This is a genomic window from Pseudomonas paeninsulae (assembly GCF_035621475.1).
In the GTDB taxonomy this organism is placed as follows: Bacteria; Pseudomonadota; Gammaproteobacteria; order Pseudomonadales; family Pseudomonadaceae; genus Aquipseudomonas; species Aquipseudomonas paeninsulae.
On the sequence record NZ_CP141799.1, the window covers coordinates 3,130,617 to 3,147,160 of the forward strand.

Annotated in this window: 9 protein-coding genes, 2 tRNA genes, 3 rRNA genes and 2 pseudogenes; 9 read left to right on the forward strand and 7 right to left on the reverse strand. The window is 55.4% G+C overall.

From position 1 onward, the window contains the following. The first annotated feature begins 23 nt into the window (after positions 1–23). The 9 genes and pseudogenes from VCJ09_RS14330 to VCJ09_RS14370 all read left to right on the forward strand — a co-directional run. Positions 24–1,898, forward strand: a complete 1,875-nt coding sequence (locus VCJ09_RS14330; protein ID WP_324730839.1) for a di-heme-cytochrome C peroxidase — start codon at positions 24–26, stop codon at positions 1,896–1,898. A 75-nt stretch (positions 1,899–1,973) separates the two neighbouring features. Beyond that, positions 1,974–3,119, forward strand: a complete 1,146-nt coding sequence (locus tag VCJ09_RS14335; protein WP_324730840.1) for a catalase family protein — start codon at positions 1,974–1,976, stop codon at positions 3,117–3,119. Between the two features lie 159 nt (positions 3,120–3,278). After that, on the forward strand, positions 3,279–3,635 hold the full coding sequence (queD, locus tag VCJ09_RS14340) for a 6-carboxytetrahydropterin synthase QueD (protein ID WP_079202358.1): 357 nt from the start codon (positions 3,279–3,281) through the stop codon (positions 3,633–3,635). Positions 3,636–3,878: 243 nt separating this feature from the next. Next, the gene (locus tag VCJ09_RS14345; protein ID WP_324730841.1) at positions 3,879–4,016 is read left to right on the forward strand and encodes a hypothetical protein; all 138 of its coding nucleotides are present in this window, start codon (positions 3,879–3,881) and stop codon (positions 4,014–4,016) included. 55 nt (positions 4,017–4,071) lie between these two features. Continuing rightward, a pseudogene (locus VCJ09_RS14350) lies at positions 4,072–4,584 on the forward strand (transposase); the annotation flags it as partial. A 111-nt stretch (positions 4,585–4,695) separates the two neighbouring features. After that, on the forward strand, positions 4,696–6,195 hold the full coding sequence (istA, locus tag VCJ09_RS14355) for an IS21 family transposase (RefSeq protein WP_324734669.1): 1,500 nt from the start codon (positions 4,696–4,698) through the stop codon (positions 6,193–6,195). Then, positions 6,188–6,991, forward strand: a complete 804-nt coding sequence (gene istB, locus VCJ09_RS14360; RefSeq protein WP_324730842.1) for an IS21-like element helper ATPase IstB — start codon at positions 6,188–6,190, stop codon at positions 6,989–6,991. Before istA ends, istB begins: the two co-directional genes overlap by 8 nt. 240 nt (positions 6,992–7,231) lie before the next feature. After that, a complete protein-coding gene (locus VCJ09_RS14365) occupies positions 7,232–8,176 on the forward strand; it encodes an IS1595 family transposase (protein ID WP_324730843.1) in 945 nt (314 codons plus the stop codon). Next, a pseudogene (locus VCJ09_RS14370) lies at positions 8,164–8,811 on the forward strand (IS3 family transposase); the annotation flags it as partial. The gene VCJ09_RS14365 and the pseudogene VCJ09_RS14370, both read left to right, overlap by 13 nt. Positions 8,812–8,946: 135 nt before the next feature. Here VCJ09_RS14370 and rrf read toward each other — a convergent pair. The 7 genes from rrf to VCJ09_RS14405 form a co-directional block, all read right to left on the reverse strand. Continuing rightward, positions 8,947–9,062: ribosomal RNA gene (gene rrf / locus VCJ09_RS14375) — 5S ribosomal RNA — on the reverse strand. 152 nt (positions 9,063–9,214) lie between these two features. Continuing rightward, a 23S ribosomal RNA gene (locus VCJ09_RS14380) occupies positions 9,215–12,105 on the reverse strand. A gap of 248 nt (positions 12,106–12,353) precedes the next feature. Continuing rightward, positions 12,354–12,429 (reverse strand) — tRNA-Ala (locus VCJ09_RS14385). A 37-nt stretch (positions 12,430–12,466) separates the two neighbouring features. Further along, positions 12,467–12,543, reverse strand: a tRNA-Ile gene (locus VCJ09_RS14390). 84 nt (positions 12,544–12,627) lie between these two features. Continuing rightward, positions 12,628–14,164: ribosomal RNA gene (locus tag VCJ09_RS14395) — 16S ribosomal RNA — on the reverse strand. Together the 16S, 23S and 5S rRNA genes with 2 tRNA genes alongside form the textbook arrangement of a ribosomal RNA operon. 1,056 nt (positions 14,165–15,220) lie before the next feature. Beyond that, positions 15,221–16,177, reverse strand: coding sequence for a L,D-transpeptidase family protein (locus VCJ09_RS14400; RefSeq protein ID WP_324730844.1), 957 nt, complete (start codon positions 16,175–16,177; stop codon positions 15,221–15,223). 74 nt (positions 16,178–16,251) lie between these two features. After that, positions 16,252–16,533, reverse strand: a complete 282-nt coding sequence (locus VCJ09_RS14405; RefSeq protein ID WP_324730845.1) for a hypothetical protein — start codon at positions 16,531–16,533, stop codon at positions 16,252–16,254. Positions 16,534–16,544 lie beyond the last annotated feature (11 nt).

The window sequence follows — 16,544 nt, forward strand, 5'->3', positions numbered from 1 at the left end:
AGAACGCAACAAGGAAGTGTCTGATGCGTGTGCTCCGTATAGTTGCCAGCGGGTTCCTAGTGCTTCTGGTTTGCGCTCTGGCTCTGGGTTTCTACTTCATTGCCTACCCCAACCTACCCAGTTACCAGAAGCCGGACAAGCTCCACTACCTTAACCAATGGAGCGACGAGCAGCGCCAGACGTATTACTACACACCTCAGGGCACTCAAGTTAAAGGCTTGCGTTACGACTGGTTCAGCGCCCTTGAGTTACCCCTGAGTAGAGACAAATTTTCTGCGCCCGACTACCTGGCGCGCTTTGGCTTTCTAGTCGATCCCGACCAGAAGCCGACAGAATTCAACCCCGCCAATCTGCCTGTTGGCTTTGCCCGCCATGAAGATAGCGAGACGTCCACTCATTACCTGGATATAAGCTGCGCGGCCTGTCATACCGGCGAGTTGCGCTATCAAGGACAGGCCGTGAGGATCGATGGAGGCGCAGCGCTGCATTCATTGGCCTCAACCGTGCCTACGTTGAGAGGCGGCAGCTTTGGCCAGTCACTCGGCATGAGCATGGCCTTCACTTACTATAATCCCTTTAAATTCAAGCGTTTTGCCAAGGCCGTACTCGGTGAACGCTACCCGCAAGACCGTGATCAACTGCGCCAGGACGTCAAAGTCGTACTTGATCGCTTGCTCGGTACGGCATTCAACGACTGGCATCGCGGCCTCTACCCGACCGAGGAAGGTTTTGGCCGTACCGATGCCTTTGGCCGCATCGCCAACAGCGTCTTCGGTGATGCTATCGACGCCAGTAATTACAGGGTCGCGAACGCCCCGGTCAGCTACCCACAAGTCTGGGATATCTGGAAATTCGACTGGGTACAGTGGAATGGCTCAGCCATGCAGCCCATGGCGCGCAATGTCGGCGAAGCTCTAGGCGTCGGGGCAACATTGCAGCTACTGCAAGCTGACGGACATCCTGTGCCAGACGCTGAGCGATACTCGTCAAGCGTACGCCTGCGCGACCTGTACGTTCTGGAGGAAGCCCTCAAGCAGTTGAAGCCACCGGCTTGGCCCGCGGATATCTTCGGCAAGATCGACCTGCCACTGGCCAGCCAGGGTCGCGCCCTGTTCGCCGAAAACTGCGCCTACTGTCACGCCCCCGATCCCAAACCGCGCGCCGAACGTCTGGCGCCGGCACGCGATCCCGAATGGCGCATGCGCATCGTGCCAACCGACATAATCGGCACAGATCCAACCACCGCCGACAATATTGCCGATCACCGCTTCGATATGAGCAAACTCGGCTGGACTAAAGCGGAGCTCAGCAAGCTGGATGTCCGCCTTTTCGGCACGAGCCTGGATGACGTTGATCTGCGCAGTATCTCCAGCGCCAAGGGCCTGGCCTACCTGACCGCCTATGTCGAAAACCGCGCCTACCAAAACGAAGAGATCCAACCTCGTGAACGCTGGCGCATGAACGGCTACGGCCTACCTATAGGCGTGCAAGAAAAACGCGGTTACAAGGCCCGGCCACTGCACGGCATATGGGCCACCCCACCGTTCTTGCACAACGGTTCGGTTCCTACATTGTTCCAACTGCTATCACCCCTTTCGGAGCGACAAGCTCAATTCTGGGTCGGCAGCTTCGAGTACAACCCGAAGCATCTCGGCTTCGACAGCGGCAAATTCCCAGGTGGCTTCTTATTCGATACCAGCATCAGCGGCAACAGCAACCGCGGCCATGAATTTCGCGAAGGTTGCCGCCAGGACGGCGTGATCGGTCGTGCATTGCAACCTGAAGAGCGCTGGGCTTTGCTCGAATACCTCAAGGTGCTGGGCATCCAAGAGTTCGAAGCCCAACTCCAATCGATCAAAGCAAAACCCTGGAACCCAGGACCCAAGTGCCAAGCTTGATCCAATACCGTTGACAGAAACGGCAGAGCCGTTAACTGCCAACAGGAATAACAATAACGAACAAGGATTAGCACCATGCTCAATCGACTCTGGCTCTGGCTTGGCCGCTGGCTCGGTAAGTTCTTACTGCTGCTACTGGTCATAGGCCTGAGCGCCTGGGGCATAGGTACGGTGTACTACAACTGGAAATTCTCCGGCCCGGTTGCCAGCGAAGAACAAATCCCTCCCGGTGAAGCGGCGCTTACCCAAGGCATCATCGAAGATGCTATCCGGGTAGTCGAACAACACCGAGACAACACCCGTGTCCTGCGCGACGCCCATGCCAAAGCCCACGGCTGCATAAAGGCACAAGTAACCGTGCTCGAAAACCTGGACGGTAGTCTCCGGTATGGCGTCTTCAGCGAGCGAGGCAAAACCTGGCAAGCATGGGTGCGCTTATCCAACGGCAACGCTTACCCGCAATTCGACCGTGCTCGCGATGCCCGCGGCATGGCCCTCAAACTGCTAGAGGTGCCAGGAGAAAAACTCTTGAGCAGCCCTGCGCACACAACTGAACAAGACTTCGTCATGTTCAATCACACTGCATTTTTCGTCCGCGATGTAGCTGAGTACAAAAGTAACTTCGCCGCCCAAGCCGAGGGCAAGAAAGCGCTGGCATTCTTTCCTGGCTGGAATCCGCAGAGCTGGGAAATCCGCCATCTGATCATTGCCCTGAAAACTCTTGCCCCCGCCCCCCAAAGCCCGGTTGAAACCACCTACAACTCCATCGCCCCGTTCAAGCTTGGCCCGCACAACATCAAATTCCGAGTTATTCCTGCTCCAAAGAACTGCCCGGATTATGCCCTACCGACACCAAACAGAGATCTGCCCAACTTCCTGCGCAATGCGCTCTACCAGCAGCTTTCGCTCGACCGCGTACCCGCCTGCTTCGCGCTACAGATACAGCGGCAGAATCCTGCGCACTACATGCCGATCGAAGACCCTAGCGTCGAGTGGGACGAGTCAATTGCAGCATTCGAAACAGTCGCCACTATCCAGTTGCCTGCGCAAGACTTCGACAGCAGTGAGCAAAATCTCTTTTGCGACAACCTGGCATTCAATCCATGGCACTCGCTACCGGAGCATCGTCCCATAGGCGGGATCAACCGCCTGAGAAAGGCTGTATATGAAGCCGTCAGCGTTTATCGGCAAGAGAGAAACCGGCAAAGCGCTACCAAGTAGAGGCCAGCGAGGTACCGGCTCAACGCTGCAGGGCGTAGTGGTGCACTTGCAAGACCAGCACGCCAGAAGGCTGCACGAGTACGTTGGGCAGCCAGAACTGGTAATATCACTCTTTATCGGAGCGGTGCGTGCAACCGCGAATTTTCAGAGAGACAACCCGTGGAACTGTTCAAAGAGTTTACTTTCGAAGCGGCCCACCGACTTCCCCATGTGCCCGAAGGACATAAATGTGGGCGATTACATGGCCACTCCTTCCGCGTTGCCGTTTATATCGAAGGCGAGGTCGATCCTTACACCGGCTGGATTCGTGACTTTTCTGAAATAAAAGCCATCTTTAAGCCACTGTATGAGCAACTTGATCACAACTACCTGAACGAAATTCCTGGCCTGGAAAACCCCACCAGCGAAGTCATCGCGAAGTGGATCTGGCAGCAACTCAAGCCCCTCCTTCCCGAACTGTCCCGGATCCGCATCCACGAGACCTGCACCAGTGGCTGTGTATACCGCGGAGACTGAACAAGCCGCCACTATCCAAAAGCCACCTGCGGGTGGCTTTTTGTAAGCGCGCCATAAATCTATGCCAACCGACGGCGGCACTGTAAAACGCAAAACCCCACCAGCAGGAGGTGGGGTAATGAGATGGTCCCCCCCCCGCACCCTACGAGGGCTACGCTTTCGCAGGGTGTTTTTTTTGGCTAGGTACCCGTTAACTGTTGCAAGGCCTAGACTTAAGACGTGTGCTCATCAAGGAGCGCCGTTATGGATGCCCAATCCTTTCAACACCTACTGGCTCGGCTTGATCGCCTCACGTTCAAACAGAAGTCCATCGTTCAGCATTTTCTCCAGATCAACGTGCAGCGAGATGGCTTTGAAGAGCTCATCGGTAATCCCCCCTGAAATCAGTACTCGTCAGAAGTAGAATTTTCTCCTAATCGGGTCAAGGAAATTTTGCGTGAAAACATCGCGTTTTTCGGACAGCCAAATCATTGCCATCCTCAAGCAGGCCGAAGCCGGCAGCCCAGTCCCGGAGCTGTGCCGCGAGCACGGCATCAGCTCGGCGACCGTCTACAAGTGGCGCGCCAAGTTCGGCGGCATGGACGCTTCATTGATGGTCCGTCTGCGGGAGCTGGAGGAAGAAAACCGCCGCCTCAAAAAATGTATGCCGAAGAGCGCCTGAAGGCTGAGATCCTCCAGGAGGCCATGGCAAAAAAGTGGTGAAGCCATCTCGACGGCGAGAGATGGCGCAGCAGGCCGTTCATTCTGGCCGAATCAGTATCAAACAGGCGTGCCTGGCCTTCGGGGTCAACGTCACCTGCTATCGCTACCAACCACGGTTGTCCACGAAAAATGCCGAGATCGCCGATCACCTGATCCGGCTTACGCACAACCAGCGCAACTGGGGATTTGGCCTGTGCTTCCTGTATCTGCGCAGCGTGAAAGCCCCCGGTGGAATCACAAGCGTGTTGCCGCTGACCGAAAACTGACCCAGTAGAGGCTGTTCTGCCGACTGAAAACTGACCCAGGTGTTCAACTGCTTCTGCTCAATTTTTGAGCAGGAGAACACAGGGTGATCAGTATGGAAATGATGGGCAAAATCCGGCGGATGTATTTCCGCGACAAGCTGTCGCTGCATGAGATAGCCAAGCGCACGGGGTTATCGCGCAACACGATTCGCAAATGGGTCAGGGAGCCGGAAGCGACTCAGCCGGTGTACCAACGCCGCGCGGTCTTCAACAAGCTCAGCCCTTTTCACGCCACGCTGGAGCAGGCGCTGAAAGCCGACTCGCTGCGTCCTAAGCAGCATCGGCGCACTGCTAAGGCGCTGTTGGCGCACATCAAGGCCGAGGGTTATGAGGGTGGCTACAGCCAGCTCACCGCGTTTATCCGCGCGTGGCGTGGGGATCAGGGCAAGGCGCCGCAGGCCTTTGTACCGCTGACCTTTGCGCTGGGCGAGGCGTTTCAGTTCGACTGGAGCGAAGAAGGCTTGCTGATCGGCGGTATTTACCGGCGCATGCAAGTGGCGCACCTGAAGCTGTGCGCCAGTCGTGCGTTCTGGTTGGTGGCTTATCCGAGCCAGGGCCACGAGATGCTGTTCGATGCGCATACGCGCTCGTTCAGCGCCTTGGGCGGCGTGCCGCGCCGGGGTATTTACGACAACATGAAGACGGCCGTCGACAAGGTCAACAAGGGCAAAGGCCGCACGGTGAATGCGCGCTTTGCGGTGATGTGCGCGCACTACCTGTTCGATCCGGACTTCTGCAACGTCGCCTCGGGCTGGGAAAAGGGCATCGTTGAAAAGAACGTGCAGGACAGCCGCAGACGTATTTGGCTGGACGCCCAAGACTGCCAGTTTCATTCCTTCGAAGAGCTCAATGCCTGGCTGGGGCAGCGCTGCCGGGCGCTCTGGAATGAGCTCTCGCATCCGCAATACAGCGGGCTCAGTGTGGCCGAGGTGCTGGAGTTAGAGCGGGCTGAGATGATGCCAATGCCCACTGCCTTCGACGGTTACGTGGAGCGTGTTGCGCGGGTTTCCAGTACCTGCCTGGTCAGCGTGGGGCGCAACCGCTACTCGGTGCCCTGTGAGTTCGCCGGCAAGTGGGTCAGCAGTCGCCTGTATCCGACGCGGATCGAGGTGGTGGCCGATGACATGCTGATCGCCAGCCATGCGCGTTTGCTGGATCGCGACCAGGTCAGTTATGACTGGCAGCACTACATCCCGCTGATCGAGCGCAAGCCGGGCGCACTGCGTAACGGTGCTCCTTTTGCCGATTTACCAGCGCCGCTGCATCAGCTCAAGCACGGCCTGGGGCGTCATGCCGGCGGTGACCGGATCATGGCGCAAGTCCTGGCCGCCGTGCCGATCGCCGGGCTCGATGCCGTGCTGGTGGCTGTTGAACTGGTGCTTGAGGGCGGCCGCCTGAGCGCCGAACACATCCTCAATGTCGTGGCGCGGCTGACAGCGAGCGAACCACCACCCACCGTCGAAACCCACTTGTCGATCAAGGAGGCACCCGTCGCCAACACGGCGCGCTACGACCGTCTACGTGACTGCGCTGAGGAGATCGGTCATGCGTGATCTCATGGCAGAGTTCAAGGAACTACGCCTGCACGGCATGGCCACTGCCTGGTCGGACTTGATCGCGCAGGGCGAGTCGGCAACAGCCTCCTCCAGGTGGTTACTCGAACACCTGCTGGAACAAGAACACACAGACCGCGCCATGCGCTCGGTGAGCCACCAAATGCACATGGCCAAACTGCCGATGCACCGTGACCTGGCTGGCTTCGACTTCAGCGCCTCCAGCGCCGATGCACGCCTGATCAAAGAGCTGGCCAGCCTGGCCTTTACCGACACCGCGCAGAACGTGGTGCTGATCGGTGGGCCGGGCACCGGTAAAACCCACCTGGCCACCGCGCTGGCCGTGTCCGGTATCACCCAGCACGGCAAGCGCGTGCGCTTCTACTCCACGGTCGACCTGGTCAACCTGCTGGAGCGCGAGAAGCACGACGGCAAAGCCGGGCGGATCGCCCAGGCACTGCTGCGTATGGATTTGGTCATCCTTGATGAACTGGGTTATCTGCCGTTTAGCCAGGCCGGCGGTGCGCTGCTGTTTCACCTGCTGTCCAAGCTGTACGAACACACCAGCGTGGTAATCACCACCAACCTGAGCTTCGCCGAATGGTCGAGCGTGTTCGGCGACGCCAAGATGACCACCGCCTTGCTGGACCGGCTGACGCACCACTGCCACATCGTCGAAACCGGCAACGAGTCCTACCGCCTGCAACACAGTAGCTTGGTGGCCCAGGCAAAAATCAAATCACGGGAACAAAAACGTAAGGTTGGCCAGGATCAGCAGGACGACGAGCCGTTTTGATTTTTCGGAAAGGACGACCTGCTGCATGACTGGATGCGGCAGGTCTTCGACTAGAGCACAGAGCTATCGAAAAGAGGGATTTGAAAGCAGCTGCGTTGCTAAACTTATCCACAGTTGCTGATGCAGAAATCAGCAATCCGCCCTGGGTCAAATTTCAACCTGATTACGTACCAAGCTCAGTTGCTTCATTGGAATCCGCTGCTACGGTTAACTGTATGAATAACCAGCAGCAGGTGTCCCATGGCCCGCAATCAGGTTCAATTCCAGCCCGGTCTTTCGCTCACTAACTTCCTTAAGCACTACGCAACCGAGGAGCAGTGTCGCGAAGCGCTCTTCAAGCTACGTTGGCCAGCCGGCTTCATCTGCCCCGAGTGTGGCCATCAGGGCGCCTGCTGCCAATTGGCACGGCGGCTGTATCAGTGCAACCGCTGCCATCATCAGGCCTCGCTGACCGCACGGACGATTTTTGACAGTACCAAGCTCCCTCTGACCACCTGGTTCCTGGCGATCTACCTGCTGACTCAACGCAAGAACAGCTTGTCGGCCTTGCAGCTCTCGCGTGAACTGGGCGTGAGCTACAACACGGCCTGGCAGCTCAAGCACAAGATCATGCAGGTGATGTTCGAGCGCGAACGGAACACGGTGCTCAGTGGTCGCATTGAAGTCGATGATGCCTATCTGGGTGGTGAGCGGCCGGGAAAGCGCGGTCGCGGCTCGGAGAACAAGGCTCCCTTCATCGCGGCGGTGCAGACCAGCGCAGAAGGTCACCCTCAGTATTTGCAGCTACGCCGTGTACGGGCCTTCACGCTCAAGGCGATCGGCAGTTACGCGCAACAGTCGGTGGCGCCTGGAAGTACCGTATTCAGCGACGGTCTTGCGTGTTTCCGGGCTTTCGATGCGCGGGAGTGCCAGCATTTTTCCATCGTGACAGGGAGTGGTCGGGCCAGTGCCCAGCATCCGACCTTCAAGTGGGTTAACACCCTGCTGGGCAACGTCAAAAACGCCCTGACCGGGACTTTCCATGCGTTCGATCTCAAGCATGCTCCGCGCTATCTGGCCGAGTTCGAGTACCGCTTCAACCGGCGCTTCGACCTTGGTGCCATGATAGAGCGGTTCAGCTATGCCGCATTGAGGACACCGCCTATGCCTTACCGGCTCCTCAAGCTGGCTGAGGTTTATGCGTAATCAGGAATTTCAATCGGCAGGGTGGGTCAGTTTTCAATCAGCGCCAACATCACAAGCGGGTATACCGGATCTATCGGGAGCTGGAGCTGAACCTGCGAATCAAACCGCGTAAACGCATCGTGCGGGAGAAGCTTGAGCCGTTGGCGGTACCAGAGGCGATCAATCACTGCTGGTCGATGGACTTCATGCACGATCAGTTGGCCGATGGTCGCAACTTCCGCCTGTTCAACCTGATTGACGACTTCAACCGGGAAACCTTGGCCATGGATATCGACCTGTCACTGCCCGCGGAGCGCGTGGTGCGCGCACTGGATCAGGTCATCGAGTGGCGCGGCAAACCGCAAGCCATACGCAGCGACAACGGGCCGGAGTACATCAGCAGCAAGCTTGTACTCTGAGCGGAAAAGCACGGCATCCGCCTGGAATATATCCAACCAGGAAATCCGCAACAGAATGTCTACGTTGAGCGCTACAACCGCACGGTGCGTTACGACTGGCTGGGGCATTATTTATTGGAGTCCATCGCCGAAGTGCAGGCACATGCAACTCGTTGGGTGTGGACATACAATCACGAACGGCCACACATGGCTCTGGGAGGCATCACCCCAAAACAGAAGTTGGCCCTCACGGCCTGACCTCTACTTCTGGCGAATACTAAAAATGGGGGGATTACCATCGGGTTGAGCGAGCGCAAGGTTGCCGCGATAGATTTTCCGCGTGCAAAGACAAACCCCCCATCCGTTTTCACGGATGGGGGGTTTGGAATACAAGCTTGACGATGACCTACTCTCACATGGGGAAACCCCACACTACCATCGGCGATGCATCGTTTCACTACTGAGTTCGGGATGGGATCAGGTGGTTCCAATGCTCTATGGTCGTCAAGCAATTCGGGTGGAACATCGTGCTTCTTTTATCAAGAAGGACGCGGCTCCAAATTGGGTATGTGATAAAGGGTAGTGCGTGGTCCTGCAAATTTTCGGCGTGTTGTCGACTTCGATCGTCTAGCACACAAACAGCAAATTGTTTGGGTGTTATATGGTCAAGCCTCACGGGCAATTAGTATTGGTTAGCTCAACGCCTCACAGCGCTTACACACCCAACCTATCAACGTCGTAGTCTTCGACGGCCCTTTAGGGAACTCAAGGTTCCAGTGAGATCTCATCTCGAGGCAAGTTTCCCGCTTAGATGCTTTCAGCGGTTATCTTTCCCGAACGTAGCTACCCGGCAATGCCACTGGCGTGACAACCGGAACACCAGAGGTTCGTCCACTCCGGTCCTCTCGTACTAGGAGCAGCCCCTCTCAAATCTCAAACGTCCACGGCAGATAGGGACCGAACTGTCTCACGACGTTCTAAACCCAGCTCGCGTACCACTTTAAATGGCGAACAGCCATACCCTTGGGACCGGCTTCAGCCCCAGGATGTGATGAGCCGACATCGAGGTGCCAAACACCGCCGTCGATATGAACTCTTGGGCGGTATCAGCCTGTTATCCCCGGAGTACCTTTTATCCGTTGAGCGATGGCCCTTCCATACAGAACCACCGGATCACTAAGACCTACTTTCGTACCTGCTCGACGTGTCTGTCTCGCAGTCAAGCGCGCTTTTGCCTTTATACTCTACGACCGATTTCCGACCGGTCTGAGCGCACCTTCGTACTCCTCCGTTACTCTTTAGGAGGAGACCGCCCCAGTCAAACTACCCACCATACACTGTCCTCGATCCGGATAACGGACCAGAGTTAGAACCTCAAGGTTGCCAGGGTGGTATTTCAAGGTTGGCTCCACGCGAACTAGCGTCCACGCTTCAAAGCCTCCCACCTATCCTACACAAGCAAGCTCAAAGTCCAGTGCAAAGCTATAGTAAAGGTTCACGGGGTCTTTCCGTCTAGCCGCGGATACACTGCATCTTCACAGCGATTTCAATTTCACTGAGTCTCGGGTGGAGACAGCGCCGCCATCGTTACGCCATTCGTGCAGGTCGGAACTTACCCGACAAGGAATTTCGCTACCTTAGGACCGTTATAGTTACGGCCGCCGTTTACCGGGGCTTCGATCAAGAGCTTCGCGTTAGCTAACCCCATCAATTAACCTTCCGGCACCGGGCAGGCGTCACACCCTATACGTCCACTTTCGTGTTTGCAGAGTGCTGTGTTTTTAATAAACAGTCGCAGCGGCCTGGTATCTTCGACCGGCGTGGGCTTACGCAGTAAATGCTTCACCCTCACCGGCGCACCTTCTCCCGAAGTTACGGTGCCATTTTGCCTAGTTCCTTCACCCGAGTTCTCTCAAGCGCCTTGGTATTCTCTACCTAACCACCTGTGTCGGTTTGGGGTACGGTTCCTAGTTACCTGAAGCTTAGAAGCTTTTCCTGGAAGCATGGCATCAACCACTTCGTCGTCTAAAAGACAACTCGTCATCAGTTCTCGGCCTTAGAATCCCGGATTTACCTAAGATTCCAGCCTACCACCTTAAACACGGACAACCAACGCCGTGCTGGCCTAGCCTTCTCCGTCCCTCCATCGCAGTAACTAGAAGTACGGGAATATTAACCCGTTTTCCATCGACTACGCATTTCTGCCTCGCCTTAGGGGCCGACTAACCCTGCGTCGATTAACGTTGCGCAGGAAACCTTGGTCTTTCGGCGTGGGTGTTTTTCACACCCATTATCGTTACTCATGTCAGCATTCGCACTTCTGATACCTCCAGCAAGCTTCTCAACTCACCTTCACAGGCTTACAGAACGCTCCTCTACCGCTCATCCTAAGATGAACCCGTAGCTTCGGTGTATGGTTTGAGCCCCGTTAAATCTTCCGCGCAGGCCGACTCGACTAGTGAGCTATTACGCTTTCTTTAAAGGGTGGCTGCTTCTAAGCCAACCTCCTAGCTGTCTAAGCCTTCCCACATCGTTTCCCACTTAACCATAACTTTGGGACCTTAGCTGACGGTCTGGGTTGTTTCCCTTTTCACGACGGACGTTAGCACCCGCCGTGTGTCTCCCGTGCTGACACTTGTTGGTATTCGGAGTTTGCATCGGGTTGGTAAATCGGGATGATCCCCTAGCCGAAACAGTGCTCTACCCCCAACAGTGATACACGAGGCGCTACCTAAATAGCTTTCGAGGAGAACCAGCTATCTCCGAGCTTGATTAGCCTTTCACTCCGATCCACAGGTCATCCGCTAACTTTTCAACGGTAGTCGGTTCGGTCCTCCAGTTAGTGTTACCCAACCTTCAACCTGCCCATGGATAGATCGCCCGGTTTCGGGTCTATTCCCAGCGACTAGACGCCCTATTAAGACTCGCTTTCGCTACGCCTCCCCTATTCGGTTAAGCTTGCCACTGAAAATAAGTCGCTGACCCATTATACAAAAGGTACGCAGTCACCCAACAAAGTAGGCTCCCACTGCTTGTACGCATACGGTTTCAGGATCTATTTCACTCCCCTCTCCGGGGTTCTTTTCGCCTTTCCCTCACGGTACTAGTTCACTATCGGTCAGTCAGTAGTATTTAGCCTTGGAGGATGGTCCCCCCATATTCAGACAAAGTTTCTCGTGCTCCGTCCTACTCGATTTCATGACTAAGAGATTTTCGCGTACAGGGCTATCACCCACTATGGCCGTACTTTCCAGAACGTTCCGCTAATCTCAAAGCCACTTAAGGGCTAGTCCCCGTTCGCTCGCCACTACTAAGGGAATCTCGGTTGATTTCTATTCCTCAGGGTACTTAGATGTTTCAGTTCCCCTGGTTCGCCTCACACACCTATGTATTCAGTGTGTGATAACCATCTTATGATGGCTGGGTTCCCCCATTCAGACATCTCCGGATCAAAGGTTGTTTGCCACCTCCCCGAAGCTTTTCGCAGGCTACCACGTCTTTCATCGCCTCTGACTGCCAAGGCATCCACCGTATGCGCTTCTTCACTTGACCATATAACCCCAAGCAATCTGGTTACTGTCTATAACGTGAAGACGACATTCGCCGAAAATTTGCAATTGAGAACACGCAAATTTTACCTTGACCAAATTAACTGCCAGTGAAAGCAGTCAATCAGTCACTTCTATCACATACCCAAATTTTTAAAGAACGATTTTTCTTACCGGTCAAAGACCAGAAATCAACATTCAGCTACCGTCGGCAGGAATGTTCAGTTCTGAACTCTCTACAACGTCATAAAGTGGTGGAGCCAAACGGGATCGAACCGTTGACCTCCTGCGTGCAAGGCAGGCGCTCTCCCAGCTGAGCTATGGCCCCAGGTAATCGCAAGGCCTCACCCCACTCAATTGACAATTGGTGGGTCTGGGCAGATTCGAACTGCCGACCTCACCCTTATCAGGGGTGCGCTCTAACCAACTGAGCTACAGACCCAATAACGGGCTTCTAACCTAATCGTCTTTTTCAATGAATCAAGCAATTCGTGTGGGAACTTATGAAGAAGCTGAAGTCTTCGATTAAGGAGGTGATCCAGCCGCAGGTTCCCCTACGGCTACCTTGTTACGACTTCACCCCAGTCATGAATCACACCGTGGTAACCGTCCCCCCGAAGGTTAGACTAGCTACTTCTGGTGCAACCCACTCCCATGGTGTGACGGGCGGTGTGTACAAGGCCCGGGAACGTATTCACCGTGACATTCTGATTCACGATTACTAGCGATTCCGACTTCACGCAGTCGAGTTGCAGACTGCGATCCGGACTACGATCGGTTTTATGGGATTAGCTCCACCTCGCGGCTTGGCGACCCTTTGTACCGACCATTGTAGCACGTGTGTAGCCCAGGCCGTAAGGGCCATGATGACTTGACGTCATCCCCACCTTCCTCCGGTTTGTCACCGGCAGTCTCCTTAGAGTGCCCACCATTACGTGCTGGTAACTAAGGACAAGGGTTGCGCTCGTTACGGGACTTAACCCAACATCTCACGACACGAGCTGACGACAGCCATGCAGCACCTGTCTTACAGTTCCCGAAGGCACCAATCCATCTCTGGAAAGTTCTGTAGATGTCAAGGCCTGGTAAGGTTCTTCGCGTTGCTTCGAATTAAACCACATGCTCCACCGCTTGTGCGGGCCCCCGTCAATTCATTTGAGTTTTAACCTTGCGGCCGTACTCCCCAGGCGGTCAACTTAATGCGTTAGCTGCGCCACTAAGTCCTCAAGGAACCCAACGGCTAGTTGACATCGTTTACGGCGTGGACTACCAGGGTATCTAATCCTGTTTGCTCCCCACGCTTTCGCACCTCAGTGTCAGTATCAGTCCAGGTGGTCGCCTTCGCCACTGGTGTTCCTTCCTATATCTACGCATTTCACCGCTACACAGGAAATTCCACCACCCTCTACTGTACTCTAGTTGGCCAGTTTTGGATGCAGTTCCCAGGTTGAGCCCGGGGCTTTCACACCCAACTTAACAAACCACCTACGCGCGCTTTACGCCCAGTAATTCCGATTAACGCTTGCACCCTCTGTATTACCGCGGCTGCTGGCACAGAGTTAGCCGGTGCTTATTCTGTCGGTAACGTCAAAACAGCAACGTATTAAGTTACTGCCCTTCCTCCCAACTTAAAGTGCTTTACAATCCGAAGACCTTCTTCACACACGCGGCATGGCTGGATCAGGCTTTCGCCCATTGTCCAATATTCCCCACTGCTGCCTCCCGTAGGAGTCTGGACCGTGTCTCAGTTCCAGTGTGACTGATCATCCTCTCAGACCAGTTACGGATCGTTGCCTTGGTGAGCCGTTACCTCACCAACTAGCTAATCCGACCTAGGCTCATCTAATGGCGCGAGGCCCGAAGGTCCCCCGCTTTCTCCCGTAGGACGTATGCGGTATTAGCGTCCGTTTCCGAACGTTATCCCCCACCACTAGGCAGATTCCTAGGTATTACTCACCCGTCCGCCGCTCTCAAGAAGCGCAAGCACTTCTCTACCGCTCGACTTGCATGTGTTAGGCCTGCCGCCAGCGTTCAATCTGAGCCATGATCAAACTCTTCAGTTTTAATACTGCTTGGGTTTTGTGAAAACCCTAAACTTGGCTCAGCATTTCCAAATATACTCTCTAACTTCGAGTGCCTACTTGTGATGCTGATAATCTTGCGACTAACAGTCTTACTCCACAAGCACCCACACGAATTGCTTGATTCAGTTGTTAAAGAGCGGTGGCTGAGTCTTTCGTCTCAACCGAGGCGCGCATTCTACAGCAGCCTCATTTACTGTCAAGCGATTCCGAAAATTTCTTTTCAACTTCAACCACTTGCGCTTCCGATCAACTCTAAGGCTTCTCATCAGCGGGAGGCGAATTCTACAGCGTTTCAAACCGCTGTCAACCACCTCTTTTACCGCTTTCGATCACCTCGACCGACCCATCTGCAGAACCAAACCTCAACCCTGCAGAGCGGCGCATTCTACACAGCTTTCGCTGCTTAGCAACTTCTCTTTTTAAGCTAACTTCTTGTTTTACAAGAGGTTTACCGAGAGGCCTGCGCCAGAAGAGGTGCGGATTATAGGCCCAGCAGAAATTACGTCAAACCTTTATTGGAGGTTATTTGCCACTTTCCGTCGATCGCACTGCAACCCTGTACTGCCTGTTGCCGATTAACGCCGCTGCAGCCATGACGCTTACAAGATCCGGGTCAACAAAACGGCGCGCCTCTATATATAGAAGCCAGACAATACCTGGGCTGCCAATTGGAGGAATGGCTATCTCTTGCGAGAACTGGGGATATCTACCCGCGCCCTGCCTGGCCAGTGCGCGACACCGCCAATTGTTGGATGCTCCATACAACAAGACAGGGGACTGAAAGCCGTGCAGCGTTTTGTTCGAAACCTCTGGTGTTAGGCCCGAGGCATTCACGCCAGCGCACGCTAGTACATACGCACCAGCAGATTGGAAAGGGCGATCAATCGCGTCAAAATCATCAAAAGCATTGCCTACGATGATCAAGATTCCCACTAGCTCTTCCAGATAGCCAAGGCTGGCCTACCCCGTAAGGCGCGAGATACAAGAAAAACCGCCAACGTTTCTGCGCATCAGGCTCTACTCGATTTCACGCAATCAGATCTCAGTAGCTGCGCTACTAGCAACCGTCGCATCTGGCTGAGCAATGGGCACCGGCAATCCATCTTCGGCCGCTACCACTTCGCGCACCATATCCCAGTCCAGTCGCAGACTGCCCAGCTCTTCACGCTTGAGCAGTGCGTTGATCACGGCAGCGTGTCGATCGACAATGGATGACTCGCCCGTATCATCCAGAGGCGCATGCGCCTCCAGATACACCTTGCCGTTACTCAAACCAAACTTGTACGGCTCGTTGATTATGCGCACCGGCGTGCCAACCGGCGCCATTTCGGCCAGTTGCAACACGTTATGGTTAAGCATGCGGAAACAACCGTGGCTGACGCGCATACCGATACCGAACTTCTTGTTCGTGCCATGGATCAGGTAGCCGGGTACCGACAAGGTCATCTTGTAGGGCCCCAGCGGGTTATTCGGTCCTGGCGGCACGTAAGCCGGCAGCGGATCGTCATTGGCTGCATGTTCCTCAAGAATCGACTTCGGAGGAGTCCAACCAGGATTCGGCGTCTTCGCAGTGATACGCGCATCGGCCACTGGCGAACTCCAACCCTCGCGGCCGATGCCCAGCGGATAGGTGTGCACCACGTTCTGCCCTTTCGGGAAGTAGTACAAACGGTACTCGGCGAGATTGATCACGATCCCCTCGCGCGGCCCCGACGGAAGTATAAAACGCGTAGGAAGAATGATTTCTGTACCCTCACCAGGCAGCCAGGCATCGACTCCTGGGTTGGCTGCAATCATTTCCAGATAACCCAAATCGTTGGCCACGCCAAGATCGGCAAAGGTGTCTTCGTATTTGGCTTTGATCACCTGCACCTGGCCGACGACGTCCTCGCCGGGCGGCGGCAAGGGCCATTCCATGGCAACGACTGAACTGGCGCCGAACATCGCGCAGACTGACAAGCAACGGGCAACGACAGGAACGCGCGACAACATCCGGAAATCCTTGACGAAATGGCTGACAATTTAACTTGGTGATTGTACACCGACGCTTATCACACTGGGAGTACTCAGCGCTCGGACCAAAGCGGCCGCTGACCGCGGCGCTGGGCGTCGAGGGTCACCCGGCACGCCGAACACAGACGCGTGTCGCGCAGCATGCGCTTGTCCAGCTCACGCCAGAGCGGTTGCGCCGGTAATAACCCGCCACACAAAGTCCGATCGGCGAAGCCGCTCAACTCGAGCTGACGCGCGACCAGGTGCACGCGCACCTCACGGCAAGCGAATAGGTCGAGCTGCTCGTCCGGCTCGATCAATTGATAGGCGTACAAGGACCAGGCAGAACGCGGCATTGATGGCTCCT

Bases quoted from the DNA above. Each gene is read 5' to 3' on its own strand.
- VCJ09_RS14330 (WP_324730839.1), top strand. From the start codon at position 24: ATGCGTGTGCTCCGTATAGTTGCCAGCGGGTTCCTAGTGCTTCTGGTT.
- VCJ09_RS14335 (WP_324730840.1), top strand. From the start codon at position 1,974: ATGCTCAATCGACTCTGGCTCTGGCTTGGCCGCTGGCTCGGTAAGTTC.
- VCJ09_RS14345 (WP_324730841.1), top strand. From the start codon at position 3,879: ATGGATGCCCAATCCTTTCAACACCTACTGGCTCGGCTTGATCGCCTC.
- istA (WP_324734669.1), top strand. From the start codon at position 4,696: ATGGAAATGATGGGCAAAATCCGGCGGATGTATTTCCGCGACAAGCTG.
- istB (WP_324730842.1), top strand. From the start codon at position 6,188: ATGCGTGATCTCATGGCAGAGTTCAAGGAACTACGCCTGCACGGCATG.
- VCJ09_RS14365 (WP_324730843.1), top strand. From the start codon at position 7,232: ATGGCCCGCAATCAGGTTCAATTCCAGCCCGGTCTTTCGCTCACTAAC.
- VCJ09_RS14400 (WP_324730844.1), bottom strand. From the start codon at position 16,177: ATGTTGTCGCGCGTTCCTGTCGTTGCCCGTTGCTTGTCAGTCTGCGCG.
- VCJ09_RS14405 (WP_324730845.1), bottom strand. From the start codon at position 16,533: ATGCCGCGTTCTGCCTGGTCCTTGTACGCCTATCAATTGATCGAGCCG.